General features: G+C 66.1%; 22 protein-coding genes and 1 pseudogene. 16 read left to right on the top strand and 7 right to left on the bottom strand.

Annotated elements, in window-relative coordinates; genetic code table 11:
* The first annotated feature begins 68 nt into the window (after positions 1-68).
* The 8 genes from zapE (at position 69) to lpdA (ending at position 11,262) form a co-directional block, all read left to right on the top strand.
* The gene (gene zapE / locus Q331_RS0117130; RefSeq protein WP_026381678.1) at positions 69-1,196 is read left to right on the top strand and encodes a cell division protein ZapE; all 1,128 of its coding nucleotides are present in this window, start codon (positions 69-71) and stop codon (positions 1,194-1,196) included.
* Between the two features lie 117 nt (positions 1,197-1,313).
* A complete protein-coding gene (gene mdh / locus Q331_RS0117125) occupies positions 1,314-2,279 on the top strand; it encodes a malate dehydrogenase (RefSeq protein ID WP_026381677.1) in 966 nt (321 codons plus the stop codon).
* Between the two features lie 19 nt (positions 2,280-2,298).
* The gene (gene sucC / locus Q331_RS0117120) at positions 2,299-3,498 is read left to right on the top strand and encodes an ADP-forming succinate--CoA ligase subunit beta (protein WP_026381676.1); all 1,200 of its coding nucleotides are present in this window, start codon (positions 2,299-2,301) and stop codon (positions 3,496-3,498) included.
* A 54-nt stretch (positions 3,499-3,552) separates the two neighbouring features.
* Positions 3,553-4,461, top strand: a complete 909-nt coding sequence (sucD, locus tag Q331_RS0117115) for a succinate--CoA ligase subunit alpha (RefSeq protein WP_026381675.1) — start codon at positions 3,553-3,555, stop codon at positions 4,459-4,461.
* Positions 4,462-4,731: 270 nt separating this feature from the next.
* Positions 4,732-7,713: a 2-oxoglutarate dehydrogenase E1 component gene (locus Q331_RS0117110; RefSeq protein ID WP_026381674.1), complete on the top strand. Its 2,982-nt coding sequence runs from the start codon at positions 4,732-4,734 to the stop codon at positions 7,711-7,713.
* Positions 7,714-7,762: 49 nt separating this feature from the next.
* Complete coding sequence (gene odhB, locus Q331_RS0117105; protein ID WP_026381673.1) at positions 7,763-9,316, top strand: 2-oxoglutarate dehydrogenase complex dihydrolipoyllysine-residue succinyltransferase; 1,554 nt, start codon at positions 7,763-7,765, stop codon at positions 9,314-9,316.
* Positions 9,317-9,335: 19 nt separating this feature from the next.
* Positions 9,336-9,746: an MAPEG family protein gene (locus tag Q331_RS0117100; protein ID WP_026381672.1), complete on the top strand. Its 411-nt coding sequence runs from the start codon at positions 9,336-9,338 to the stop codon at positions 9,744-9,746.
* A gap of 112 nt (positions 9,747-9,858) precedes the next feature.
* A complete protein-coding gene (gene lpdA, locus Q331_RS0117095; protein ID WP_026381671.1) occupies positions 9,859-11,262 on the top strand; it encodes a dihydrolipoyl dehydrogenase in 1,404 nt (467 codons plus the stop codon).
* Positions 11,263-11,325: 63 nt separating this feature from the next.
* Here the strand turns inward: lpdA and Q331_RS22330 are convergent, their stop codons facing one another.
* The 5 genes from Q331_RS22330 to Q331_RS0117070 form a co-directional block, all read right to left on the bottom strand.
* The gene (locus tag Q331_RS22330; protein WP_156953395.1) at positions 11,326-11,754 is read right to left on the bottom strand and encodes a hypothetical protein; all 429 of its coding nucleotides are present in this window, start codon (positions 11,752-11,754) and stop codon (positions 11,326-11,328) included.
* Positions 11,755-12,002: 248 nt separating this feature from the next.
* A complete protein-coding gene (locus Q331_RS0117085; RefSeq protein ID WP_034492876.1) occupies positions 12,003-12,260 on the bottom strand; it encodes a hypothetical protein in 258 nt (85 codons plus the stop codon).
* A gap of 169 nt (positions 12,261-12,429) precedes the next feature.
* Positions 12,430-13,413 carry a tyrosine recombinase XerC gene (locus tag Q331_RS0117080; RefSeq protein WP_156953394.1) on the bottom strand — a complete coding sequence of 328 codons (984 nt, stop codon included), beginning with the start codon at positions 13,411-13,413 and terminating at the stop codon, positions 12,430-12,432.
* A 43-nt stretch (positions 13,414-13,456) separates the two neighbouring features.
* Entirely contained in the window at positions 13,457-14,113 is a 657-nt protein-coding gene (gene fsa / locus Q331_RS0117075; RefSeq protein ID WP_026381668.1) for a fructose-6-phosphate aldolase, read from the bottom strand.
* Positions 14,114-14,221: 108 nt separating this feature from the next.
* Positions 14,222-15,247 carry a sodium:calcium antiporter gene (locus Q331_RS0117070; protein WP_026381683.1) on the bottom strand — a complete coding sequence of 342 codons (1,026 nt, stop codon included), beginning with the start codon at positions 15,245-15,247 and terminating at the stop codon, positions 14,222-14,224.
* A 108-nt stretch (positions 15,248-15,355) separates the two neighbouring features.
* Here Q331_RS0117070 and Q331_RS0117065 point away from each other — a divergent pair, with 108 nt between their 5' ends.
* Entirely contained in the window at positions 15,356-17,539 is a 2,184-nt protein-coding gene (locus tag Q331_RS0117065; protein ID WP_034492873.1) for a primosomal protein N', read from the top strand.
* Between the two features lie 73 nt (positions 17,540-17,612).
* Here the strand turns inward: Q331_RS0117065 and Q331_RS0117060 are convergent, their stop codons facing one another.
* On the bottom strand, positions 17,613-18,611 hold the full coding sequence (locus Q331_RS0117060; protein ID WP_026381666.1) for an omptin family outer membrane protease: 999 nt from the start codon (positions 18,609-18,611) through the stop codon (positions 17,613-17,615).
* A gap of 321 nt (positions 18,612-18,932) precedes the next feature.
* On the opposite strand from Q331_RS0117060, the gene Q331_RS0117055 reads away from it, so the two are divergent.
* From Q331_RS0117055 to ptsN, 7 genes are all read left to right on the top strand, one after another.
* The gene (locus Q331_RS0117055) at positions 18,933-19,493 is read left to right on the top strand and encodes a F0F1 ATP synthase subunit delta (RefSeq protein WP_026381665.1); all 561 of its coding nucleotides are present in this window, start codon (positions 18,933-18,935) and stop codon (positions 19,491-19,493) included.
* Positions 19,493-21,025 carry a F0F1 ATP synthase subunit alpha gene (gene atpA, locus Q331_RS0117050; RefSeq protein ID WP_026381664.1) on the top strand — a complete coding sequence of 511 codons (1,533 nt, stop codon included), beginning with the start codon at positions 19,493-19,495 and terminating at the stop codon, positions 21,023-21,025. The genes Q331_RS0117055 and atpA overlap by 1 nt, the downstream gene beginning before the upstream one ends.
* A gap of 20 nt (positions 21,026-21,045) precedes the next feature.
* The gene (locus tag Q331_RS0117045; protein WP_026381663.1) at positions 21,046-21,918 is read left to right on the top strand and encodes a F0F1 ATP synthase subunit gamma; all 873 of its coding nucleotides are present in this window, start codon (positions 21,046-21,048) and stop codon (positions 21,916-21,918) included.
* Positions 21,919-21,995: 77 nt separating this feature from the next.
* Complete coding sequence (atpD, locus tag Q331_RS0117040; RefSeq protein WP_026381662.1) at positions 21,996-23,429, top strand: F0F1 ATP synthase subunit beta; 1,434 nt, start codon at positions 21,996-21,998, stop codon at positions 23,427-23,429.
* Positions 23,430-23,456: 27 nt separating this feature from the next.
* Positions 23,457-23,867, top strand: a complete 411-nt coding sequence (locus Q331_RS0117035; protein WP_026381661.1) for a F0F1 ATP synthase subunit epsilon — start codon at positions 23,457-23,459, stop codon at positions 23,865-23,867.
* 158 nt (positions 23,868-24,025) lie between these two features.
* Positions 24,026-24,628: a ribosome hibernation-promoting factor, HPF/YfiA family gene (gene hpf, locus Q331_RS0117030; protein ID WP_026381660.1), complete on the top strand. Its 603-nt coding sequence runs from the start codon at positions 24,026-24,028 to the stop codon at positions 24,626-24,628.
* Positions 24,629-24,673: 45 nt separating this feature from the next.
* Complete coding sequence (gene ptsN / locus Q331_RS0117025) at positions 24,674-25,144, top strand: PTS IIA-like nitrogen regulatory protein PtsN (RefSeq protein WP_026381659.1); 471 nt, start codon at positions 24,674-24,676, stop codon at positions 25,142-25,144.
* A gap of 89 nt (positions 25,145-25,233) precedes the next feature.
* Here the strand turns inward: ptsN and Q331_RS0117020 are convergent.
* Positions 25,234-25,498 (bottom strand): annotated as a pseudogene (locus tag Q331_RS0117020) (IS5/IS1182 family transposase); the annotation flags it as partial.

The raw sequence follows: 25,498 nt of genomic DNA, 5'->3' as shown, positions 1-25,498 counted from the left end.
CGCTTACGCGGCAGGTTTGCCGGCATGGATGACTTGCGGCCGCGCCCGCCGCGTTGCACATCGCCGGCATGAAAGATCCCGTGTCGCGCCGCTACGAGGCGTTGGCGGCCGAAGGCGGCCTCGTCCCAGATCCGGAGCAGATGGCGCTCGCTGCCCGCCTCGACCAGCTCCTTTCCGACCTGTCGGCGGCGCGCACCAAGTCCAAGCGCTCCTCGCTCGGCTGGCTGTTCGCCCGCGGCAAGGCGCCGGAGCCGGTGCCCGGCCTCTACATCTGGGGACCCGTCGGGCGCGGCAAGACGATGCTCATGGACATCTTCTTCGAACTGGCGCCGAATGCGCGCAAGCGACGGGCGCATTTCAACGATTTCATGCAGGACGTGCAGGAGCGGATCGCGCTCTTCCGCCGCCGCCTCAAATCGGGTGAGACGGAGGCCGACGATCCGATCAAGCCGGTGGCGGAGCAAATCTCGCAGGAGACCCGCGTCCTGTGTTTCGACGAATTCGTGGTGACCGACATCGCCGACGCGATGATCCTCGGAAGGCTGTTCCAGCGGCTGTTTTCCTCCGGCCTCACCCTCGTCGTCACCTCCAACGTGGCGCCGGACGAACTCTATGCCGGCGGTCTCAACCGGGCGCTGTTTCTGCCCTTCATCGATCTCATCAAGGAAAATACCGAGGTCTTTCATCTCAATGCGGCGCGCGACTTCCGGCTTGGGCGCGAGGAGGGGGAGCCGCTCTATCTGGTGCCGCCGGGGGCGGAAGCCGACAGGATACTCGACCGGCATTTCCTGCGCCTCACCGGCCGGCCGAGGGGCGAGCGGCAGGAGATCGCCCTCAGGGGACGGCGCGTTGAGGTGCCGGAAGCCGCGGAGGGCGTTGCCCGCTTCACCTTCTCCGAACTCTGCCAGCGGCCGCTCGGCAGCGCCGATTATCTGAAGCTGGCGGGCGCGTTCCACGCTTTCATCGTCTCCGACATCCCGGTCCTCGGTCCACAGCGGCGCAACGAGGCGCGGCGCTTCATCCAGCTCATCGACACGCTCTACGACAAGCGCCGACGCCTCATCGCCTCGGCCGCGGCGGAGCCCGATCGGCTCTTCATCGGCAAGGGCGGCAGCGAGGCGGCGGAATTTGCGCGCACGGCCTCAAGGCTCGCCGAAATGCGCTCCGAGGCTTGGCCGGACGGAGGGCAAGGCTGATCGCGAGGAAAGCCTGGCACGGGCCACGCGCTTGCCTCCGTCACCCATTCGCGCTATCGGCGCGGCACCCGCAAGGGATGTCCTCATCCAGTTTTTCACCGCAACGGAAGGTAGCTCATGGCCCGCAACAAGATTGCGCTGATAGGTGCCGGGCAGATCGGCGGCACGCTCGCTCATCTGGTCGGCCTTAAGGAGCTCGGCGACGTCGTCCTCTTCGACATTCAGGAGGGCATTCCGGACGGCAAGGCGCTCGATATCGCCGAATCCTCGCCGGTCGACGGCTTCGACGCCAAGCTCGCCGGGGCGCAATCTTACGAGGCAATCGAGGGTGCCGACGTGGTCATCGTCACCGCCGGCGTGCCGCGCAAGCCGGGCATGAGCCGCGACGACCTCCTGGAGATCAACCTCAAGGTCATGGAGCAGGTGGGCGCCGGCATCAAGAAATTCGCTCCCGACGCCTTCGTCATCTGCATCACCAACCCGCTCGATGCCATGGTCTGGGCGCTGCAGAAATTCTCCGGCCTGCCGCCGGCCAAGCTCGTCGGCATGGCGGGCGTGCTCGATTCGGCCAGGTTCCGCTACTTCCTCGCCGAGGAATTCAACGTCTCGGTGGAGGATGTCACAGCCTTCGTGCTCGGCGGCCATGGCGACACGATGGTGCCGCTCATCCGCTATTCCACCGTCGCCGGCATTCCGCTGCCCGATCTCGTCAAGATGGGCTGGACCACGCAGGAGCAGCTGGAGAAGATCGTGCAGCGCACACGCGACGGCGGCGCGGAGATCGTCAGCCTCCTGAAGACCGGCTCGGCCTTCTACGCCCCGGCAGCCTCGGCGATCGCCATGGCGGAGAGCTACCTGAAGGACAAGAAGCGCGTCCTGCCCTGCGCGGCCATGCTGTCTGGCGAATACGGCGTCTCTGACATGTATGTCGGCGTGCCGACCGTGATCGGCGCGGGCGGCGTGGAGCGGATCGTGGAAATATCCCTCGATCGCGGCGAGCAGAGCGAATTTGAGAAATCGGTCGGCGCCGTGCAGGGCCTGGTGGAAGCCTGCCGGAAGATCCAGCCGGCGCTCAGCTCGTAAGCGGCGGAGGGAAGCCGGCATGAACATCCACGAATACCAGGCGAAGGCGGTGCTGAAGGAATTCGGCGCGCCGGTGGCGGCCGGGGTGATGATCACCTCGCCGGAGGAAGCGAAAGCGGCGGCGGGGAAGCTGCCGGGCCCGCTCTATGTGGTGAAAAGCCAGATCCATGCCGGCGGCCGCGGCAAGGGCCGCTTCAAGGAACTCGGAGACGACGCCAAGGGCGGCGTCAGGCTGGCTAAGAGCCTCGAAGAGGTCGCCGCCAACGCGGCCGAGATGCTCGGCCATACCCTCGTCACCAAACAGACGGGGCCGGCGGGCAAGGTCGTCAATCGGCTCTATATCGAGGACGGGGCTGACATCGCCCGCGAGCTCTATCTTTCGCTGCTGGTCGACCGCGGCAGTGGCCGCGTCGCCTTCGTCGTCTCCACCGAGGGCGGCATGGATATCGAGGCGGTGGCGGAGGAGACGCCGGAGAAGATCCTCACCTTGCCGATCGATCCGCTTGCCGGCGTCACGGAGGCGGATGGCGAGAAGCTCGCCGAGGCCTTGAAGCTCGACGGGCCGGCGCGCGAGGAAATGCCGGGGCTTGCGAAGCTCCTCTACGAGGCCTTCACCGGCAAGGATATGAGCCTCTTGGAGGTCAACCCCCTCATCGTCATGGAGGACGGGCATCTCAGGGTCCTCGACGCCAAGGTCTCCTTCGACAACAACGCCCTCTTCCGCCATCCCGACATCGCCGAGCTGCGCGACGAGAGCGAGGAGGACGCCAAGGAGATCGAGGCCTCCAAATACGACCTCTCCTATGTCGCCCTCGACGGCAATATCGGCTGCATGGTCAACGGCGCCGGTCTCGCCATGGCGACGATGGACATCATCAAGCTCTACGGGGCGGAGCCGGCGAACTTTCTCGATGTCGGCGGCGGCGCCTCGAAGGAGAAGGTGACGGCGGCCTTCAAGATCATCACCGCCGACCCGAACGTCAAAGGCATCCTCATCAACATCTTCGGCGGCATCATGCGCTGCGACGTCATCGCGGAAGGCGTCGTCGCGGCGGTGAAGGAGGTCGGCCTCAAGGTGCCGCTGGTGGTGCGCCTGGAAGGCACCAATGTTGAGATCGGCAAGACGATCATCAACGAGAGCGGCCTCAACGTCATCGCCGCCGACGATCTCGACGACGCGGCGCAGAAAATCGTCGCGGCGGTGGCTGCGGCCGCCTAGCCCGCCTTCGAACGCGCCACCCGCACAGGCCGAAGCCAAACGGATCACAAACGCATGTCCATTCTCGTCGACCAGAACACCCGTGTCATCGTCCAGGGCCTGACCGGCAAGACCGGCACCTTCCATACCGAGCAGGCGCTCGCCTATTACGGCACCAAGATGGTCGCCGGCGTGCATCCCAAGAAGGGCGGCGAGACCTGGGAAGCGGGCGTGGAGGGCCTTGCCGAATTGCCGATCTACGCCTCCGTCGCCGAGGCGAAGGAGAGGACCGGCGCCAACGCCTCCGTCATCTACGTGCCGCCGGCTGGCGCGGCAGCGGCGATCGAGGAGGCGATCGACGCGGACATGCCGCTCATCGTCTGCATCACGGAGGGCATTCCCGTCCTCGACATGGTGCGGGTGAAGGCCAAATTGGAGACATCCACCTCCCGCCTCATCGGGCCCAACTGCCCGGGCGTCTTGACGCCGGAGGAATGCAAGATTGGCATCATGCCGGGTTCCATCTTCAAGAAGGGCTCTGTCGGTGTCGTCTCGCGCTCCGGCACGCTCACCTATGAGGCGGTTTTCCAGACCTCCAATGCGGGGCTCGGCCAGACGACCGCCGTCGGCATCGGCGGCGATCCGGTCAAGGGGACCGAGTTCATCGACGTCTTGGAGATGTTCCTCGCCGATGAGGCGACCCAATCGATCATCATGATCGGCGAAATCGGCGGCTCGGCAGAGGAAGAGGCGGCCCAGTTCCTCGCCGACGAGAAGAAGAAGGGCCGCTTCAAGCCGACCGTTGGCTTCATCGCCGGTCGCACCGCCCCGCCGGGACGCACCATGGGCCATGCCGGCGCCGTCATCTCCGGCGGCAAAGGCGGCGCGGAGGACAAGATCGCCGCCATGGAGGCGGCGGGCGTCACCGTCTCGCCTTCGCCCGCCAAGCTCGGCCAGACCCTGCTTGAGGTGCTCGGCCGCTGAAGCCGGTCGGCGGACGCGGCCGCGCCGGATTTCCCGCCCGTTTCCCGCCGCTGCGTGTTCGTCTTGCGAGCGGTTCGGCGGGCGCATAGCTGCCCCGAGCCGCCAAACGCCGATTTTCCGCACTTTGAAGCGATTCCCGGTTGGCGCCGGGCGGCAATTGCACTAACTCCGCCTTTGCATACGGGCACGTAAATTGCGGCAAGCCGTCGCGGAGGGGGCGCGGCGAGCGGACCGGGAAAGGCGCGGGCGCGCGGGCACCCGCGAGATAAAATGGCAAGGCAGGTCTCCAACCAGGCCCTCAGGCAATCTTCCTTCCTCTATGGCGGTAACGCGGAGTACCTGGAGCAGCTCTACACGCGCTACCAGGAGAACCCCGGCTCCCTCGGCGCCGGCTGGCAGGAGTTTTTCCGCGAGCTGAAAGACAACAAGGAGGACGTCATTGCCGCGGCGCGAGGCGCCCCCTGGCAACGTTCCGACTGGCCCATCCTTGTGAATGGCGAGCTCGTCTCCGCGCTTGACGGCAACTGGCAAGAGGCCGAGCGCCATGTCGAGGCGAAGGTGCGCGGCAAGGCGCAGGGCGCCGGCGTCGACCTTTCCGAGCCGGAAGTTCTGCAGGCGACGCGCGATTCGGTGCGCGCCCTGATGATGATCCGCGCCTATCGTATCCGTGGCCATCTGCACGCCAATCTCGATCCGCTCGGGATCGCGGCGCGGCGCGACCACGAAGAGCTGCATCCGGCCTCCTACGGTTTCACCGAGGCCGATTACGACCGGCCGATCTTCATCGACCATGTGCTCGGCCTGGAGTTCGCCACCATCCCGCAGATGCTGGAGATCCTGCGGCGCACCTATTGCTCAACGCTCGGCGTGGAGTTCATGCATATCTCCGAGCCGGACGAGAAGGGCTGGATGCAAGAGCGCATCGAGGGGCCAGACAAGGAGATCTCCTACACCGACGAGGGTAAGCGGGCGATCCTCAACAAGCTCATCGAGGCGGAGGGCTTCGAGAAGTTCCTCGATCTGAAATATACCGGCACCAAGCGCTTCGGCCTCGACGGGGCGGAATCGCTGATCCCGGCGCTGGAGCAGATCATCAAGCGCGGCGGCGCGCTCGGCTTGCGTGAGATCGCGCTGGGCATGGCGCATCGCGGCCGGCTCAACGTTCTCGGCCTCGTCATGGGCAAGCCGCTGCACGTCATCTTCCACGAATTCAAGGGCGGCTCGGCCCAGCCCGACGAGGTGGAAGGCTCAGGCGACGTCAAATACCATCTCGGCGCCTCCTCCGACCGCGAATTCGACGGCAACAAAGTGCATCTTTCGCTGACGGCGAACCCCTCGCATCTGGAGATCGTCGATCCGGTGGTGCTCGGCAAGGCGCGCGCCAAGCAGGATTACTGGGAAGAATCCAACAGCGACGGCATTCGCGAGCGCACCTCGGTGCTGCCGCTGCTGTTGCACGGCGACGCGGCCTTCGCCGGCCAGGGCGTGGTTGCCGAATGCTTCGGCCTTTCCGGCCTGAGGGGCCACCGTACCGGCGGCTCCTTGCATTTCATCGTCAACAACCAGATCGGCTTCACCACCAATCCGCGCTTCTCGCGCTCCTCGCCCTATCCGTCCGACGTGGCCAAGATGATCGAGGCGCCGATCTTCCACGTCAACGGCGACGATCCGGAGGCGGTGGTCTTCGCCGCCAAGGTGGCGACGGAATTCCGCCAGCGCTTCAAGAAGCCCGTGGTCATCGACATGCTCTGCTACCGGCGCTTCGGCCACAACGAGGGCGACGAGCCGAGCTTCACGCAGCCGCTCATGTATCGCGAGATCCGCAAGCACCCGACGACGCTGTCGATCTACGGCGAGAGGCTGGTGGCCGCAGGCCTCGTCACGGAGGAGCAGATCGAGGAACGCAAGGCGGAATGGCGCCAGCAGCTCGACGCGGAATTTGAGATCGGCCAGTCCTACCGCCCGAACAAGGCCGACTGGCTCGACGGGGCCTGGTCGGGCCTGACCACCGCCAAGGCGACGGACGAGCGACGCGTCGGACGCACCGGCATGCGGCTGGAGCGGTTGAAGGAGATCGGCATGGCGCTGACGCGCGCGCCGGAAGACTTCAAGCTGCACAAGACCATACGCCGTTTCCTGGAGAATCGCCGCGTCATGCTGGAGAGCGGCGAGGGGATCGACTGGGCCTTCGCGGAAGCGCTCGCCTTCGGCTCGCTGCTCGCCGAGGGCCACAAGGTGCGCCTTTCCGGCCAGGACGTGGAGCGCGGCACCTTCTCCCAGCGCCATACCGTGCTCTATGACCAGGAGAGCGAGGAGCGCTACACCCCGCTCAACCATCTCGGCGTCTCCCAGGAGCATTTCGAGGTGGTCAATTCCATGCTGTCGGAAGAGGCCGTGCTCGGCTTCGAATACGGCTATTCGCTCGCCGAGCCGAAGGGGCTGACGCTGTGGGAGGCGCAGTTCGGCGATTTCGCCAACGGCGCGCAGGTCATCTTCGATCAGTTCGTTTCCTCCGGCGAGCGCAAATGGCTGAGGATGTCCGGTCTCGTCTGCCTCCTGCCACACGGCTATGAGGGTCAGGGGCCGGAGCATTCCTCCGCGCGGCTGGAACGCTTCCTGCAAATGTGCGCGGAAGACAATATGCAGGTGGCCAACTGCACGACGCCGGCAAACTACTTCCATATCCTGAGACGGCAGATTCACCGCAATTTCCGCAAGCCGCTCATCCTGATGACGCCGAAGAGCCTGTTGAGGCACAAAATGGCGGTGTCGCGGCTTGAGGATTTCGACAAGGATTCCTCCTTCCACCGCCTGCTCTTCGACGATGCGGAGGGCGGTATCGCCCGCGGCGACGGCATCCGGCTGAAGGAGGACGGAAAGATCCGGCGCGTCGTTCTGTGCTCTGGCAAGGTCTATTACGACCTGTTTGAGGAGCGCGAGAAGCGCGGCATCGACGATATCTATCTCCTGCGCCTGGAGCAGTTCTATCCCTTCCCGATGACGGCGCTTACCAAGCAGCTGCAGCGCTTTGAGGGCGCCGAGCTGGTCTGGTGCCAGGAGGAGCCGAAGAACATGGGCGGCTGGGCCTTCGTGAAGCCGCGGCTGACGAAGATCCTGCATACGATCGATGCAAAGGTGAAGAAGCCGCGCTATGCCGGCCGGCAGCCTTCCGCGGCCACCGCGACGGGCCTGATGTCCCGGCATATGGAGCAGCGCGCCGCTTTCCTGGAAGAGGCGCTCGGCGAGCGGTAATCGAAAAGACAAGGCTGGCGCAGACAGGCGCCGATTGGGCGGACAATCCATGACAACTGACATCAAGGTCCCGACGCTGGGAGAATCGGTCACCGAGGCGACCGTCGGCCAGTGGTTCAAGAAGGAAGGCGAGAGCGTCAGCCGCGACGAGCCGCTGGTGGAGCTGGAGACCGACAAGGTGACGCTGGAAGTGCCGGCGCCCGCCGATGGCGAGCTGGCCTCCATCGTGGTGAAGGAAGGCGAGACGGTGGAGGTCGGCGCCCTGCTCGGCTCGATCGGGGAAGGGGGCGGCAAGGCTGCCAAGCCCGCGGCGGCGAAGACGCAGCAGAAGGCGGCCGGCAACGGCGCGGCCAAGGCGGTGCCTGACAGCGGCCCGGCGAAGCAGTCGGGCGGCGAGCTCGTCGATATCGTCGTGCCTTCCGCCGGCGAATCGGTGACGGAGGCCGATGTCGGCGAATGGTTCAAGGCGGAAGGCGAAGCCGTCGCCATGGACGAGCCGCTGGTGGAGTTGGAGACCGACAAGGCGGCGCAGGAAATCCCGGCGCAGGCCAAGGGCGTGCTCGAAGTCATCCTGAAGAAGCAGGGCGAGACGGTGCAGGTCGGCGAGGTGCTCGGCCGCATCCGCGTCGGCGCCAGCGCCGGGACGCGCCCGGCCGCGCCTGCCAAGGCAGAGGCGGAGCAGGGAGCCAAGGCCGAGGCGCCCTCCGGCGAGAAGCGTCCGCCGGCGCCCTCGGCGGCCAAGATGATGCAGGAGAAGGGCCTTGCGGAGGCCGATATCGACGGCTCCGGTAAAAAGGGCCAGGTCTTGAAGGGCGACGTCCTGGAAGCGCTGGAGCGTGGCGGGAACAAGGCGGAGGAAGCCAAGCCTTCCGCGCCGCGGGCGCCTTCGGAGCCGGGAGATGAGGGCCGCGAGGTGCGGGTGAAGATGACCCGCCTGCGCCAGACCATCGCGCGCCGCCTGAAAGAGGCGCAGGACAACGCCGCCATGCTGACGACGTTCAACGACGTCGATATGAGCGCGGTGATGGAGCTGCGAAAAAGCTACCGTGATCTCTTCGAGAAGAAGCATGGCGTTCGCCTCGGTTTCATGGGCTTCTTCGTCAAGGCGGCGGTGCATGCCCTGAAGGAGATCCCGGCCGTCAACGCCGAGATCGACGGCAACGAGCTCGTCTACAAGAACTATTACCATGTCGGGGTGGCGGTCGGCACGGATAAGGGCCTGGTCGTGCCGGTGGTGCGCGATGCGCAGGATATGTCGATCGCCGATATCGAGAAGACGATCGGCGAACTCGGCCGGCGCGCCCGCGACGGCTCTTTGACCTTGCAGGACATGCAGGGCGGCACCTTCACCATATCCAACGGCGGGGTCTACGGCTCGCTCCTGTCGACGCCGATCCTCAACGCGCCGCAATCGGGCATTCTCGGCATGCATCGTATCGAGGAGCGACCCGTTGCCCGTGACGGCCAGGTGGCGATCCGGCCGATGATGTATCTGGCGCTCTCCTACGACCACCGTATCGTCGACGGGCAGGAGGCGGTCACCTTCCTGGTCAGGATCAAGGAGGCGATCGAGGACCCGCAACGCTTGGTGCTCGACCTTTAGAGCCGGGAGGGTCAGGCTGATGGAAGCCGCGGCGGGCCTTTCGACCGAGCTCGTTCTCCTCGGCTGGAGCGTCGTGCTCCTCCTCGTCCATATCCTCGTCCAGTCAGGGGCGATGACGCGCGAGACGGGTCTTTCATGGAACGCCAGCGCCCGCGACGGTGGGCCGAAGGCGAGCAGCGTCATGGCCGGGCGATCGGAGCGCGCGCTGAAGAATTTCCTGGAGACCTATGCCGCCTTCGTCGGCCTTGCGGTGGCGCTTGCGATCACGGAGAAGACCGGCGGCATCGGCGCCCTCGGGGCGCTGGTGTGGTTCTTTGGGCGGGTCCTCTATCTGCCGCTCTATCTCACCGGCATTGCGTACATAAGGAGCATCGTCTGGGCGATCGCCACCGGCGGGCTTCTTCTCATGCTGTGGGCACTGCTTACTTAGGCGCAAGGCAAGGGGGCCGGTCCCTGCCGCGCTTTGATCGTCCGAACGAACGACGAGCGCGGGCGCTCAGACGCCCACCCAATCGAACAAGCAACGGAGATAACAAGCCGATATGCCCGAAACCTACGACCTCATTGTCATCGGCTCTGGACCCGGCGGCTATGTCTGCGCCATCCGCGCGGCGCAGCTCGGCCTGAAGACGGCGGTGGTGGAAAAGCGGGCGACCTATGGGGGCACCTGCCTCAATGTCGGCTGCATCCCCTCCAAGGCGCTGCTGCATGCCTCGGAGATGTTCGAGCAGGCCGGCCACAGCTTCGGCGATCTCGGCATCAAGGTGAAGCCGGAGCTCGATCTTGCCGGCATGCTCGGCCACAAGGACAAGGTGGTGAAGGCGAATGTCGAGGGCGTCGCCTTCCTGTTCAAGAAGAACAAGATCGACGGCTATCAGGGGACCGGCCGCATTCTCGAAGCCGGCAAGGTCGAGGTCACGTCGGAAAAAGGCGACAGCCAGGTCCTGGAAACGAAGGCGGTCGTGATCGCCACCGGCTCCGATTCGGCGCCCTTGCCGGGCGTGACGGTCGACGAAAGACGCGTCGTTTCCTCCACCGGCGCCCTGTCGTTGCCGGAAGTGCCGAAGAAACTCATCGTCGTCGGTGCCGGCATCATCGGGCTCGAGCTCGGCTCGGTGTGGCGCAGGCTCGGCGCAGAGGTGCGGGTGGTGGAATTCCTCGATCGCATCCTGCCGGGCATGGATGATGACGTCGCCAAGCAGGCGCAGCGCCTCTTCAAGCGCCAGGGCATCGATTTCCGCCTTTCCACCAAGGTGACCGGCGTGCGCTCGGAAAAGAAGGGGCTGAGGGTCGCCGTGGAACCGGTCTCCGGCGGTGATGCGGAGACTTTCGACGCCGATATCGTCCTCGTCGCCATCGGCCGGCGACCCTTTACGGAAGGGCTCGGCCTTGAAGAGGCGGGCATTGCGACGGACGAACGGGGCCGGGTGAAGATCGATGCCGATTTCCGCACCAATGTGGAGGGTGTCTACGCCATCGGCGATGTCGTTGCCGGGCCGATGCTCGCCCATAAGGCGGAGGATGAAGGCACGGCCGTCGCCGAGATCCTCGCCGGCCAGAAGGGGCATGTGAATTACGGCGTCATTCCGAGCGTCGTCTACACCGATCCGGAGATCGCCGTCGTCGGGCGCTCGGAGGAGGAGCTGAAGGAGGCGGGCATCGCTTACCGCGTCGGCAAGTTCCCGTTCATGGCCAATGGCCGCGCCCGAGCAATGGGTGCCACCGAAGGCTTCGTGAAGGTGCTGGCGGAAGAAAAGACCGACCGGGTGCTCGGCGTGCACATCCTCGGGCGGGGCGCCGGCGAGATGATCCACGAGGCGGCCGTCCTGATGGAGTTCTCCGGCTCGGCGGAGGATCTGGCGCGCACCTGCCATGCTCATCCCACCATGTCGGAGGCCGTGCGCGAGGCGGCGATGGCGGCATGGTTCAAGCCCGTGCATATCTGAGCGCCCGGGCTTTGAAGACGGGGATGCCGCGGCGGCCGGCGCCGGCGCAAGGTTGCGCCGGGGCTATTTCAGCCTGAGACGGCCGGCGTCAAAGGCCTGGCGGCAATCGGTGGCGTCGTGGCGGATGTCGGAATCCAGAAGCGGCGTCTCTGTCATGCCCGGGCCCTCGAAGCGGGGGTCGTCGCATTCGCCGTCATTGGCCCAACGGCCGGCATCGTCGCCGAAATCGACCGCCTCAGAGGCCGGAGCCTTGCCGAAGACGATGCGGCCGGCGTCAAAGGCCTGCCTGCAATCGGTGGCGTCGTGCAGGATGTCGGAATCCAAGAGCGGCGTTTGCGTCATGCCGGGTCCGGAAAAGCGCGGGTCGTCGCATTCGCCGTCATTGGCCCAGCGGCTGGCGTCGTCGCCGAAATCGATCGCCGCCGCCGGCTGGGAGACAAGCGCAAGGGCGGCGAAGAGCCCGAAAGCCGCCAGCCGCGGCAAGTGCCTCATGGCCAACATCATCGCCCCCAGGTTTCGCACCGCGAAGTGAACGTGGCGCGTAAGTCTACCATAGTTTCGCGTCCTGGGCGCCCGGCGGAAGCTGAGCATGGTGCCGGCAGGCGCAGCGAGGGCGCCTTACCCATTCGCGGGTGCCATCCGCGAAGGCCCGGACAAAAAAACGCCGGCACGAGGCCGGCGCGAATTTGCAGATTGCGCATGGCAACCTGGACTGGAGTATCCCGTTAACGGTCGAACCCCTATTTGGTTCCCGTCGCGCAGGAAGAATCTTCACCGGCGCAGTTCTCGCTCGCCGCAACCGTCTTCTGGACCGTCGGCGCCGTCGCCTCGGTGCCTGTCGTGGCGCCGTCATAGGTGGACATCGCCACCGCCTCTTGTGAAGAAGACGTCTTGGAGGCCATCACCTGCTTGTTGTGGAAGGTGCATTCGGCGCTGGCGGCGCCGGCCAGCAAGAGGGCGGCCGAAACGCCGGCCAGGCTTGCAACAATTCTGCGCATGTCTGTCTCCTCTTATCGGTTTGTCGGTCTCTCCCGGGCAGAACCCAAGTCCCTGCCGCTACAGCAAGGATAGGGCGAGGCTTGCGGGAAGAAAAGCCGCGCGTCTGCTCAAAGGCGCGCCATGACGCATCTGTGATCGCCAAAGCAAGAGCGCGAAGGGCGCTTGCGCTCATCCATCCGGAGCGGCGCCGGCTCTTGGATGGGCCTTGGCGTAGACATCCAGAAGTCGGGCCGCGTCGACATGGGTATAGGCCTGGGTGGTGGAAAGGCTGGCATGGCCGAGCAGTTCCTGAATGGTTCTGAGATCGCCGCCGGAGCCGAGAAGATGCGTCGCGAAGGAATGGCGCAACGCATGCGGGGTGACGCTCTCTTCCAAGCCCAGCGCCGAACGCAGCCGCTCCACTTGTCTTTGCACGATGCGCGGCGACAGCGGGCCGCCCCTGGCGCCGCGAAACAGCCGTTCCTCAGCGTGAAGCACATAAGGGCAAAGCGCCAGATAGGCTTCGATCGCCTCCGATACGACCGGAAGGACCGGCACCAGTCGGGTCTTGCCGCCCTTGCCGGTGATGCGCAGCGTATCGCGCCCGCCGACCGGCGCTTCACCGCGCAGAATGCCGAGCGCCTCGGCGATGCGCAGACCGCATCCGTAGAGAAGAAGCAGGACGGCGCGGTCTCGCGCGGCGATCCACGGCGTCTCCGCAAGGCTTTCCGCCTCCTCTGCCAGAGCCAGGGAATCGTTCACCGTCAAAGCCTTGGGCACGCTCTTCTCCAGCTTGGGCGTGCGCAAGGCGGCGAAGGCGGACGGCGCCTCGTAGCCGCGGCGGGCGAGGAAGCGGGCGAAGGAGCGGCAGGCGGCAAGCTGGCGCGCGAGGGTTCTTGAGCCTGCGCCGCCCGCCCGTCGCCGCGCCAGGAAGGCGCGCATATCGGCCGGCGAGAGGGCGGCGAAATCGCCGAGCGAGGGCGGGGCGCCGAGATGCAAGGTCAGGAAGGCCAGGAGCTGGGAAAGGTCGCGCCGATAGGCCTCCAGCGTCTTTTCCGACAATCTTCGCTCAGCTTGAAGATGCTCCAGCCATTCGCCAAGCGGCCCGGCAAGGTCGGGCCTGGCGGTGAAGAGGAAGGGCGCGTCGGCTGGCATGGCGGGAAGGATGCGCATCCATGGTTAAGCGAAGGTAACGGCGCCCTTTCCGGTTCTTAAGTCAGAGAATCGACTGACCCGTCTTCTTCCAGTCGGAGAGAAAGGCGGCGAGACCCTTGTCGGTGAGGGGATGGTCGATGAGGCCGCGCAGCACGGCGGGCGGCACGGTGACGATATCGGCGCCGGCAAGCGCCGCCTCCTTGACATGGTTGGGGGTGCGAATGGAGGCTGCGAGAAGCTGCGTGTCGATGGCCGGATAATTGTCGTAGATGGCGCGAATCTCCTCAATCAGCTCGGAGCCCTTGAGGCCGATATCGTCGAGCCGGCCGATGAAGGGAGAGATGAAGGTGGCGCCGGCCTTGGCCGCCAGAAGCGCCTGGTTGGCGCTGAAGCACAAGGTGACGTTGACCATATGGCCTTCGCCCGTCAGCGTCCGGCAGGCCTTCAGGCCGTCAAAGGTGAGCGGCACCTTGATGGTCACGTTGTCGGCGATCTCGGCGAGCCGGCGGCCCTCCTTCAGCATGGTCTCGTAATCGGTCGCCGCCACCTCGGCGGAGACCGGCCCGTCGACGATGCCGCAGATCTCCCCGACCACCTCGAACATGTCGCGTCCCGTCTTCATCACCAGCGACGGGTTGGTGGTCACCCCGTCGAGCAGGCCGGCCTCCGCCAAATCGCGGATTTCGGCCACATCGGCGGTGTCGACGAAGAATTGCATGACGTTGACCTTCTTTCCTGGGCCGGTTTCGGGGCGGCCTTCCTTAGAATTCTTCGCCCTCTCTAGAGGCTTCGCCGGCGGGTTTGAAGCCGTCGATCGTTGCCGCGGTCAGAAGACGAGGGCAGCCGCGAGGATCGCGCCGAAATAGATGGCGAGAATCCCGGCGCTCTCAAAGCCGATATTGGCGAAGCCGGAGCGCTCGCGGCGGATGAGGCCGAGAAGTAGCACCGCCGTCATGGCGATGCCGACGAGCGCCCAGAAGCGCGAATCGGGACCGATAGCGTTGTAGATGGAGCCGTCCCGGTAAGCGACGTCGGAGGCGGAGAGGAAGAGGACGTCGAAAGTGTTTCCGCCGATGATGCCGCCGACGGCAAGCTGCAGGGCGCCGCGCCTGACGGCGGCGAGGGTGGTGACCAGCTCCGGCAGGGAGGTGGCCGTCGCCGTCATCAACGCGCCGACGACGCTTCCCCTGATGCCGGTCTCGTCAGCGATGACGGAGCCGGTGCGAGCGACGACGTAGCCGGCCACGGCGACGATGACGACCATCACAGAGAAGGAGAGGGCAAGGCGGGTGGCGGAGGCATTTACATTCTCCTCCTCCGGCGTGTCGTGGCGGGTATCGGCGGTATCGCGCGGCTGCCACATCGGCGCCTCACGGTCGCGGCGGCTGAGGCGCAGTCCCGCCGCATAGATGATCAGCAGAAGAAGGCTCGCCGGATGCACCCCAAGAAGCGTGACCGGCGGCAGGATGGTAGCGATCAGCGGGATGGAAAGGAGCAGGATAAGCAGCGTTGCCTGCGTCAGGTTGGAAGCCTCGGCCGCGGCGTGCTCCAGATTGGCGCGGCGATAGGCGATATCGGCGAAGGCGAGGAAGGCCGTCTGCGCGGCGATGCCGCCGAGCGAGTTGGAATAGGCAAGATCGACCTCGCCGCCGGCGGCGGCGGTGATGGAGGTGACGGTGCCGGCCGCCGAGGTGGTGGCGCCGAGAAGAACCGCGCCGGCGAGCGCCTCGCCAAGGCCGGTGCGGTCGGCCAGCTTGTCGGCGGCGCCGGCAAGGCGCGTGCCGACATAGGCGATGACGCAAGCAGCAAGGACGAAGAGGCCGATGGCGGCGGTGAGCGAAAGTTCGGGCATGGCGGTGCGCGGGGCCAACCCGGCAGCCTTGGAAGGGTTCCGTCCTCTGGAGAGAGCGCGGATGAGCAGCTAGGCTCCACATCGATTCCGTCACCGGTAGAACCCGACTTGCGCCAGCCCGTCCCCGTCGAGGTCCTCCTGCCCTATGCGCTGGAGCGCCCTTACACCTATCTTTCCGAGCGCGCCCTGGCAGCCGGCACCATCGTCGTGGTGCCGCTCGGGACGCGCCAGGTGCTGGGTGCGGTCTGGGAGCAGGCACAGCAGGCGGAGCGGCCGGCGCAGAAGATGCCGACGAGCCGCTTGAAGCCGGTGGAGGAGGTGCTGCCGGCGCCGCCGCTGCCCGCGCCGCTGCGGCGGCTCGTCGATTTCGTTGCCGATTATACGCTCAGCCCGCCCGGCATGGTGCTGCGCATGGTGTTGCGCGTTCCCGCTGCCCTCGCCCCGGAAAAGCCGTTGCGCGCGCTTCGCCTCACCGGCACGGAGCCGGAGCGCATGACGGCGGCGCGCGGGCGCGTCATGGAGGCGGCCGGCGACGGTCTCGCCTGGACGAAGGCGGGGCTTGCCGAACAGGCCGGCGTGTCGCCCGGCGTCGTCGACGGGTTGTTGAAGGCGGGCGTGCTGGAGGAGGTGATTGTGCCGCGCCAGCCCGCAGCCGGCGTGCCGAAGCCGGATTTCAAGCCGCCCCATCTGTCGGCTCAGCAGAAGCAGGCGGCCGGGGAGGTGCGGGATCTGGTCAAGGCAAGGCGCTTCGCCGTGTCGTTGATTGAGGGCGTCACCGGCGCCGGCAAGACGGAGGTCTTCTTCGAGGCCGTCGCCGAGGCGCTCGCGGCCGGACGGCAGGTGCTTATCCTGATGCCGGAGATCGCGTTGACGGCGGCGGCGCTGGAGCGCTTTGCCTCCCGCTTCGGCGCCGCGCCGGCCGAATGGCATTCGGAGATGGCGCCGAAGCAGCGCGAGCGGGTCTGGCGCGGCGTCGCGGACGGCTCCGTCAGGGCCGTTATCGGCGCGCGCTCGGCGCTCTTCCTGCCCTTCTGCGAGCTCGGCCTCATCGTCGTCGACGAGGAGCATGACGGGGCCTACAAGCAGGAGGAGGGCGTCATCTACCATGCCCGCGACATGGCCGTCGCCTACGGTCATCTCGCCGGCTTTCCCGTCATCCTCTCCTCCGCCACGCCCTCGGTGGAAAGCCGCGTCAACGCCGCGCGCGGGCGCTACCGCGATATCCGGCTCGCGGAGCGCTTTTCCGGGGGCGGACCGCCCGCCATCGAGCTTATCGATCTGCGCGCCGCGCCGCCGGAGCGCGGCAAATCGCTCGCCCCGCCGCTGGCGGAGGCGCTGGAGAGCAATCTCGGCCAGGGGCGGCAAAGCCTCCTCTTCCTCAACCGGCGCGGCTATGCGCCGCTGACGCTGTGCCGCCATTGCGGGCACCGCTTCACCTGCCCCAATTGCTCCGCCTGGCTGGTGGAGCATCGCTTTCGCGGCGTGCTCGCCTGCCATCATTGCGGCTACGAGGAGCGCCGCCCCGACGCCTGTCCGCAATGCGGCGCGGAGGAAAGCCTCGTTGCCTGCGGACCCGGAGTGGAGCGGCTGCAGGAGGAGGTGGAGACGCTATTTCCCGAGGCGCGCAGCCTCGTCCTTTCCAGCGATCTTGCCGGTGGGGTGAAGCGGCTGCGCCTGGAGCTCGCCGCCGTGGCGCGCGGCGAGGCCGATATCGTCATCGGCACGCAGCTCGTCGCCAAAGGGCACAATTTCCCGAACCTTACTCTCGTCGGCGTGATCGACGCCGATCTCGGCCTGGCGCAGGCCGATCCGCGGGCGGCGGAACGCACCTTCCAGCTCCTCACTCAGGTGTCGGGGCGGGCCGGACGCGCCGGCCAGGCGAGCCGCGCCGTCCTGCAGACCTGGCAGCCCATGCATCCGGTCATCGTGGCGCTCGCCGCCGGCGACCCGGAGGCCTTCTACCATGCGGAAATCGACAGCCGTCGGCGCGGGGGCTTGCCGCCCTTCGCGCGGCTCGCCGCCATCATCGTCAGCGGCGCGGAGCGGGCGGAGACGGAAGCCTATGCGCGGGCGCTCGCCCGCGCGGCGCCGCGGCAGGCGGGCATCGATCTGCTGGGGCCCGCAGAGGCGCCGCTCGCCCTCATCCGCGGCCGCTACCGGTTTCGTCTGCTGGCGCGCGCCCATGCGGCGAAAAGGCTGCACGCTTTCCTGCGCGCCTGGCTCGCGGAGGGGCCGAAGCCGCGCGGCAGCCTGCGCGTTGCCGTCGATATCGATCCGTTGAGCTTTCTGTGAAGGCGCGGCGAGGACGGCGCCATCACCCGGAATGCGTTACCGGCCAGGAGGCGCCATCAGCCAGAAAGCGACATCAGAAGGTGAAGGCCGCCTCGGCGGTGATGCCGTAGATATCGACCTCCCAGTCGACCGGCTGAGGCCGGGCGGCAAAGCCCACGATGGCATTCTCAAAATGCGTCTTGCCCGATGTCTGCATATGCCAGTAGCGCCCGCCAAGGCCGATGCGGAAGCTCTCTGAGACGCGATAGGCGATGCCGGCTTCCAGCTGATAGCCCCAGCCGGAGCCGTCCTCCTCGATATCGCCGTTGAAGCAGCCGGGCGTCGTGCAGATGCGCAGATGGTGGGAATCGGCGCCATCGAGCCAGGCATAGGGCAGAAAGGCCGCCTCGCCGCTGAAAAGCCAGCGGCCGCCGAGTTCGGCTTCCGCCGTCACGCCGAGACGCACGCCATGCCAGTCGTTCTCCTGCGAAATCACCTTGGTGGAGGCGGGAAGCGCGGGCGCGCAGATGGTGGAGGTCGCCTCCTGCACGCAGCCGAAGGCGTGCACGTTCTGGCGGAAGAAGCTGTAGCCGGCAAAGGCGCCGAAACGGAAATTCTGCTGCTGCCACACATAGCCGCCGGCATCGACGCTGGCATAATAGAGATTGCCGTCTTCCTGGTCGCTGTCGGTGCTGGAATAGGGGTTGATATAGGGCGGGAAATCCTCGTCGCGGAGGGAGCCCTTCAAAACCCAGCCGGCGCCGGCGAGGCCCTTGGCGAAGAGGCGGTTGTGGGTCACCTGGCCGAAGAGCTCGACCGAATGGGCGTTGAGGCCGTCATAGGTGAGGCGCGACACCGGGCCGCCGCCGCCGTAGGCGAACAGATCCTTGGCGGTCTCGCCGGTGGAGTACCAGTAGCGCATGCCAAGGGCGCCGCTCGTCTCCCGGTTCAGCCCGCTCGTCTCTGAAGCGGCGAGCGTGACATAAGGCTCAAACAGGTCGGCCGCTTCGGTGTCGGCCGCCAGGATGAGGCCGGCCCCACCGGCGGCGCCGAGCCATAGGACGAGGCGTTTCAAGGTGTTTGTGGCTTGCACGGCGATTGCCCCCTCTCAAATCAGCAAGCCAAGCCTTGCAGGACGAACGGAAAAATATGGTTAATGGATGGTAAGGGCGGGTGGCTTGCGGTGAACGAAAGCGCGCTTCGATGCCTCGCAGGGCGGGAGAAGCAAGGCGTCGCGATGCGGCGCTTGAGGCGGTTTCCGCTTTCCCGCCCCGGGCCGTGTTGCGCCCCCCAAAACCGTGTGCTAGAGGGGCCCCGGCTTGGCAGAGGGGGCCCTTCGCGGGCCCCTCGCGGTCGTTTGAACCCACCCGCTTCCGGGCCGATAAATCCGGAGCTCAAGAAGAATAGGACAGGCGTGGCGGACACCTCCTCCCCCGTATCCGGTGTGGCTGAGCGCTATGCGACGGCTCTCTTCGAGTTGTCGGTCGAGGATTCGGCTCTCGAAGACGTTGAGGCCAATCTCGACCGCTTCGCCGACCTTCTGGCTGAAAGCGGCGATTTTCGCCGTCTCGTGGAAAGCCCCGTCATCTCGGCGGAGGATCAGGCGCGCGCCCTTGCCGCGATCGCCGAGCGGGTCGGCATTACCGGGCTCGCGGCGAATTTCGCCGGCGTTCTCGCTGTCAACCGCCGGCTCTTCGCCCTGCCCGGCGTCATCCGCGCCGTCAAGCGCATGGCGGCGGAGCGGCGCGGCGAGGTCACGGCCGAGGTCACCTCGGCGAATGCGCTGAGCGAGGCGCAGAAAGAGGCGCTGAAGGCCGCTCTCAAGGAGCGCCTCGGCAAGGATGCCACGCTCGATCTGAAGGTCGATCCGGCGATTTTGGGCGGGCTCGTCGTCAAGCTCGGCTCGCAGATGATCGACAGCTCGCTCCGCACCAAGCTCAACATGATGAAATCACGTCTGAAAGAGGCCAGCTGATGGATATTCGGGCCGCAGAGATCTCCTCGATCCTGAAGGAGCAGATCAAGAATTTCGGCAAGGAGGCCGAAGTCACCGAAGTCGGTCAGGTTCTGTCCGTCGGTGACGGCATCGCCCGCGTCTGGGGCCTCGACAAGGTGCAGGCCGGCGAGATGGTGGAGTTCGAATCCGGCATCCGCGGCATGGCGCTGAACCTGGAAGAGGACAATGTCGGCGTCGTCATCTTCGGTTCCGACCGGGAGATCAAGGAAGGCTCCACCGTCAAGCGCACCGGCGCCATCGTGGAGGTGCCGGTCGGCAAGGGTCTTCTCGGCCGCGTCGTCGACGCGCTCGGCAACCCGATCGACGGCAAGGGCCCGATCGAGAGCGACGAGCGCCGCCGCGTCGACGTCAAGGCGCCCGGCATCATCCCGCGCAAATCCGTGCACGAGCCGATGTCGACGGGGCTGAAAGCCATCGACGCGCTCATCCCGATCGGCCGCGGCCAGCGCGAGCTCATCATCGGCGACCGCCAGACCGGCAAGTCGGCCATCATCCTCGACACCATCCTCAACCAGAAGCCCGCCTGGGACCGCAAGGACGAGAACCGCATCCTTTACTGCATCTACGTCGCGGTCGGCCAGAAGCGCTCCACCGTCGCCCAGTTCGCCAAGACGCTGGAGGAGCGCGGGGCTCTGGAATATTCCGTCATCATCGCCGCGACGGCCTCCGATCCGGCGCCGATGCAGTTCCTGGCGCCCTTCGCCGGCTGCGCCATCGGGGAGTATTTCCGCGACAACGGCATGCACGCGCTGATCGCCTATGACGATCTTTCCAAGCAGGCGGTGGCCTACCGGCAGATGTCGCTGCTCCTGCGCCGTCCGCCGGGCCGCGAAGCCTATCCGGGCGACGTCTTCTATCTGCATTCGCGGCTCCTGGAGCGCGCGGCGAAGATGAACGACGATTACGGCGCCGGCTCGCTGACCGCCCTGCCGGTGATCGAGACGCAGGCCAACGACGTGTCGGCCTATATCCCGACCAACGTCATCTCCATCACCGACGGCCAGATCTTCCTGGAGACCGACCTCTTCTATCAGGGCATCCGTCCGGCGGTGAATGTCGGCCTGTCGGTGTCGCGCGTCGGTTCGGCGGCGCAGATCAAGGCGATGAAGCAGGTCGCCGGCTCCATTAAGGGCGAGCTGGCGCAGTACCGCGAGATGGCCGCCTTCGCGCAGTTCGGCTCCGACCTCGACCGCGCCACGCAGCGGCTTCTGGATCGCGGCGCGCGGCTGACGGAGCTGTTGAAGCAGCCGCAATTCTCGCCCTTGAAGACCGAGGAGCAGGTCGTCGTCATCTTTGCCGGCGTCAACGGCTACCTCGACAAGATCAAGGTCTCGCAGGTGCGTGCCTTCGAGGACGGGATTCTCGTTCTGATGCGTAACGAGCATCAGGAGGTGCTCGACCAGATCCGCACCGAGCAGCAGCTCAGCGACGAGATCCGCGAGAAGCTGACCTCGATCCTGGACAAGTTCGCCAAGAATTTCGCGGCGTAAGGCCCGGGGAGTAGCGGCTCATGGCGAGCCTTAAAGAACTTCGCAATCGCATCGCCTCCGTCAAGGCGACGCAGAAGATCACCAAGGCCATGCAAATGGTGGCCGCGGCGAAGCTGCGTCGCGCCCAGGAGGCGGCCGTGGCGGCGCGGCCCTACGCGGAGCGCATGGAAAGCGTTCTCGCCAATATCGCCGCCTCCGTGGCGGGCAAGGAGACGGCGCCGGCGATGATCGCCGGCACGGGTCGCGACGATGTGCATATGCTCGTCGTCTTCACCGCCGAGCGCGGCCTTGCCGGTGCCTTCAACGCCTCTATCGTGCGCAAGGCGCGCATGGATGCGCGGCGGCTCATCGGCGAGGGCAAGAACGTCAAGCTCTTCTTGGTCGGCAAGAAGGGCTACGACATGCTCAAGCGCGAGTTCGAAGAGCAAATCGCGGAGCGGATGGAGTTCCGCGGCGTGCGCCAGTTCTCCTTCGCCGAGGCCGAGAGCGTGGCGCACAAGCTGCTGGGGCTGTTCGATGAAGGCGCCTTCGACGTCGCCTCCATCTACTATGCGCGTTTTGAATCGGTGATCTCGCAGGTTCCGGTGTCGCAAAGGGTCATCCCGGTAGATTTCCCCGAGGAAGAGGGCTCTGCGCCGGTCCATTACGAGTACGAGCCGGACGAGGAGGAGATCCTCGCCGACCTTCTGCCGCGCAATCTGGCGGTGCAGGTCTTCCGGGCGCTTCTGGAGAATGCGGCTTCCGAGCAGGGGGCGCGCATGACCGCGATGGACAACGCGACCCGCAATGCGGGCGATATGATCGACCGGCTGTCGCTCTCCTATAACCGTCAGCGGCAGGCTCAGATCACCAAGGAGCTGATCGAGATCATCTCGGGCGCCGAGGCGCTGTAGGCGCCGCACACTAGGCGAAACGATACACCAGGCTCGGAACGCGCGAGGGCGGACCGAGACAGGATGAGGACAAAGGCATGGCTGAGACAAACAAGGGACGCGTCGCGCAGGTGATGGGCGCCGTGGTGGACGTGGAGTTCGAGGGCGCGCTGCCGGCGATCCTCAACGCCCTTGAGGTGGACAACCACGGCAACCGGCTTGTCCTGGAAGTGGCGCAGCACCTCGGCGAGAACACGGTGCGCACCATCGCCATGGACCTGACGGAAGGGCTCGCGCGTGGCCAGGAGGTCGTCGATACGGGGCGGGCGATCGCGGTTCCCGTCGGCGACGAGACGCTCGGGCGCATCATGAACGTGGTCGGCGAGGCGATCGACCAGGCCGGCGAGATCAAGACCGCCGAGACCCGCGGCATCCACCAGGACGCGCCGCCCTATATCGAGCAGTCGACCGAGGCGGAGATCCTCGTCACCGGCATCAAGGTCATCGACCTTCTCGCTCCTTATGCCAGGGGCGGTAAGATCGGCCTGTTCGGCGGCGCCGGGGTGGGCAAGACGGTGCTCATCCAGGAGCTCATCAACAACGTCGCCAAGGCCCATGGCGGCTATTCGGTGTTCGCCGGCGTCGGCGAGCGCACGCGCGAGGGCAACGATCTCTATCACGAGATGATCGAATCGGGCGTGAACAAGGATCCGCACAAGGAAGGCTCCGCCGCCGGCTCCAAATGCGCCCTCGTCTACGGCCAGATGAACGAGCCGCCGGGCGCGCGTGCCCGCGTCGGCCTCACCGGCCTTACCGTGGCGGAGTACTTCCGCGACCAGGGCCAGGACGTGCTGTTCTTCGTCGACAACATCTTCCGCTTCACCCAGGCGGGCTCGGAAGTGTCGGCGCTACTTGGCCGCATTCCCTCGGCGGTGGGCTATCAGCCGACCCTCGCCACCGATATGGGCGCCCTGCAGGAGCGCATCACCACCACCACCAAGGGTTCGATCACCTCCGTGCAGGCCATCTACGTGCCCGCCGACGATCTGACCGACCCGGCGCCGGCCACCTCCTTCGCGCATCTGGACGCGACGACGGTGCTCAACCGCGCCATCTCGGAGAAGGGCATCTATCCGGCGGTGGATCCGCTCGATTCCACCTCGCGCATGCTCGATCCGCGCATCGTCGGCGAGGAGCATTACCAGGTCGCGCGCTCCGTCCAGGAGACGCTGCAGCGCTATAAGTCGCTGCAGGACATCATCGCCATCCTGGGCATGGACGAACTGTCGGAAGAGGACAAGCTGACGGTGGCGCGCGCGCGCAAGATCGAGCGCTTCCTGTCGCAGCCCTTCTTCGTCGCCGAGGTCTTCACCGGCACGGCCGGCAAGCTCGTCGACCTTGCCGACACCATCAAGGGCTTCAAGGGGCTGGTCGCCGGCGATTACGACGACCTGCCGGAGAGCGCCTTCTACATGGTCGGCACCATCGAAGAGGCCCAGGAAAAGGCGCAGAAGCTCGCCGAAGCCGCGTAAAGCGGGCGGCAAGCTGCGGAGGCATGAATGGCTGAATCCTTCCGTTTCGAGCTCGTCACACCGGCGGCGCTCCTCATCTCGGAGGATGCCGAGCAAGTGGTTGTGCCCGGCCAGGAGGGCCAGTTCACGGTGCTGCGGCAGCATGCGCCGTTCATCACGACCCTGAAGCCCGGCATCGTGGACGTAACGCGGCCGGGCGGCGAGACGCAGCGCTTTTACGTGCGCGGCGGCTTTGCCGACACCACCCCGGAAGGGCTGACGGTCCTCGCCGATGTGGCGGTGCCGGAAACGGAGCTCAATGCAGAGCTCATCGAGGCGCATATCCGTGAGGCGGAGGAGGAAATGGGGGCGGCCGGCGAGGACATGCACCGCTACGCGGTGGCGCAGAAGCGGGTTTCCGACCTCCACGACGTTCGCCGCTGGATCATCCCGGCCTGACAACAAGGCTCGGACTCGCTCGCTTGGCGGGAGCGCCTCGGCGCGGCCCCGTCCGCGATTGACTCATCCGGCAGAGGCGTCTAGTGCTCCGCGCCAACCGCCCTGCCGACGCTTGCTAGAAAGGGGCCAAAGTGGCCCCAAACGGACCAGAAACAGCGATGGCACTGAAGATATCCGGCAAGAACGTCGATATCGGCGACGCTCTGCGAACACGTATCGAGAGCACCGTCGAGGCGGCGGTGAAGAAGTATTTCGACGGCGGCTATTCCGGTCACGTCACCGTGTGCAAGAATGCGCGCAACTTCCATACCGAATGCGCCGTGCATCTGGACACCGGCGTGGTGTTGGAGGCGAATGCCGACAATCCCGACGCCAATGGCAGCTTCGACGATGCGGCCGAGCGGCTGGAAAAGCGGCTGCGCCGCTATAAGCGCCGGCTCAAGGATCATCACAAGCGGCATGTGAGCCCGAAACAGGCGGCGGCGGAAGCTTCCACCTTCGTCATCGCGCCGCCGCATGAGGAAGAAGAGATCGGCGAGGAATACGCGCCGGCCATCGTCGCGGAAACGACCACCGAAATTAAGCGGATGACGGTCAGCTCGGCGGTTCTGGCGCTCGACATGACGGATGCGCCGGTCATCGTGTTCCGCAATCATTCGCACGGCGGCGTCAATGTCGTGTACCGTCGGCGTGACGGGCATTTCGGCTGGATCGATCCGGTGTTGAACGATTCGGCGGACGAAGCCAGCAGCGACCATTGACGGCAGGCCGTGAGGGCCGGCCGTCACAAGCGGCGGTGATCCACCATGGACCTTAGCGATCTCCTGAAGCCTGATGCGATCGTGCCGAACCTGAAGGCCGTGAGCAAGAAGCAGGTCATTCAGGACCTATGCGCCAAGGCCTCGCGCCTGACGGGCATCTCCGAGCGCGAGCTGTTCGACACGATCCTGCAGCGCGAGCGCCTCGGCTCGACCGGCGTCGGGCAGGGCGTCGCCATCCCGCATGGCAAGCCGCGCTCCATCAAGGAGATTACCGGCGTCTTCGCCCGGCTGTCGAAGCCGGTCGATTTCGAATCGCTGGACGACCAGCCGGTCGATCTCGTCTTCCTGCTGCTTGCGCCGGAAGGGGCGGGTGCGGACCATCTGAAGGCACTGGCGCGCATCGCGCGCGTCCTGCGCGATGCGCAAATCGCCGCCAAGCTGCGTGCCACGACGGATGCTGACGCACTCTATGCGCTGCTCGTCGACCGCGGCAGCTCCTCGCAAAGCGCGGCGTAAGCCTCTGATATTTCGTGGAAATGCTGGCGGGCGCAACAAGGCGCCCGCTTCGGCGCGCGAAGCTGCCTCGCAGCTGCGTCAGTTGACTGTTAAGAAGCCGTCTGGAGCGCGGTTTTGGGGCCAATGGCTTTGGCAAAGGCCTCCAGGATGAGGCGCAAGAGAAGCCTCAGCCAGCGGAGGATGAGGCGGAAGTTGTAGCCGGCGGCGGTGAGGACGGCATTGGCGTGGTCGCCGTGGCGTCCCTTGAGGAAGTTGCGGCCCATGTGGCCGTCGGTCTTGAGGTGTCCGATAACGGCCTCGATGGCGGATCGTCTTCTGAGCTCCTTCTTGATGGCCCCGAACACGCCCCGCTTC

The organism is Afifella pfennigii DSM 17143, assembly GCF_000688515.1.
GTDB classification, from domain to species: domain Bacteria; phylum Pseudomonadota; class Alphaproteobacteria; order Rhizobiales; family Afifellaceae; genus Afifella; species Afifella pfennigii.
Note: the sequence above shows the minus strand (reverse complement) of the source record. Positions and strands in the feature narration are given on the sequence as shown.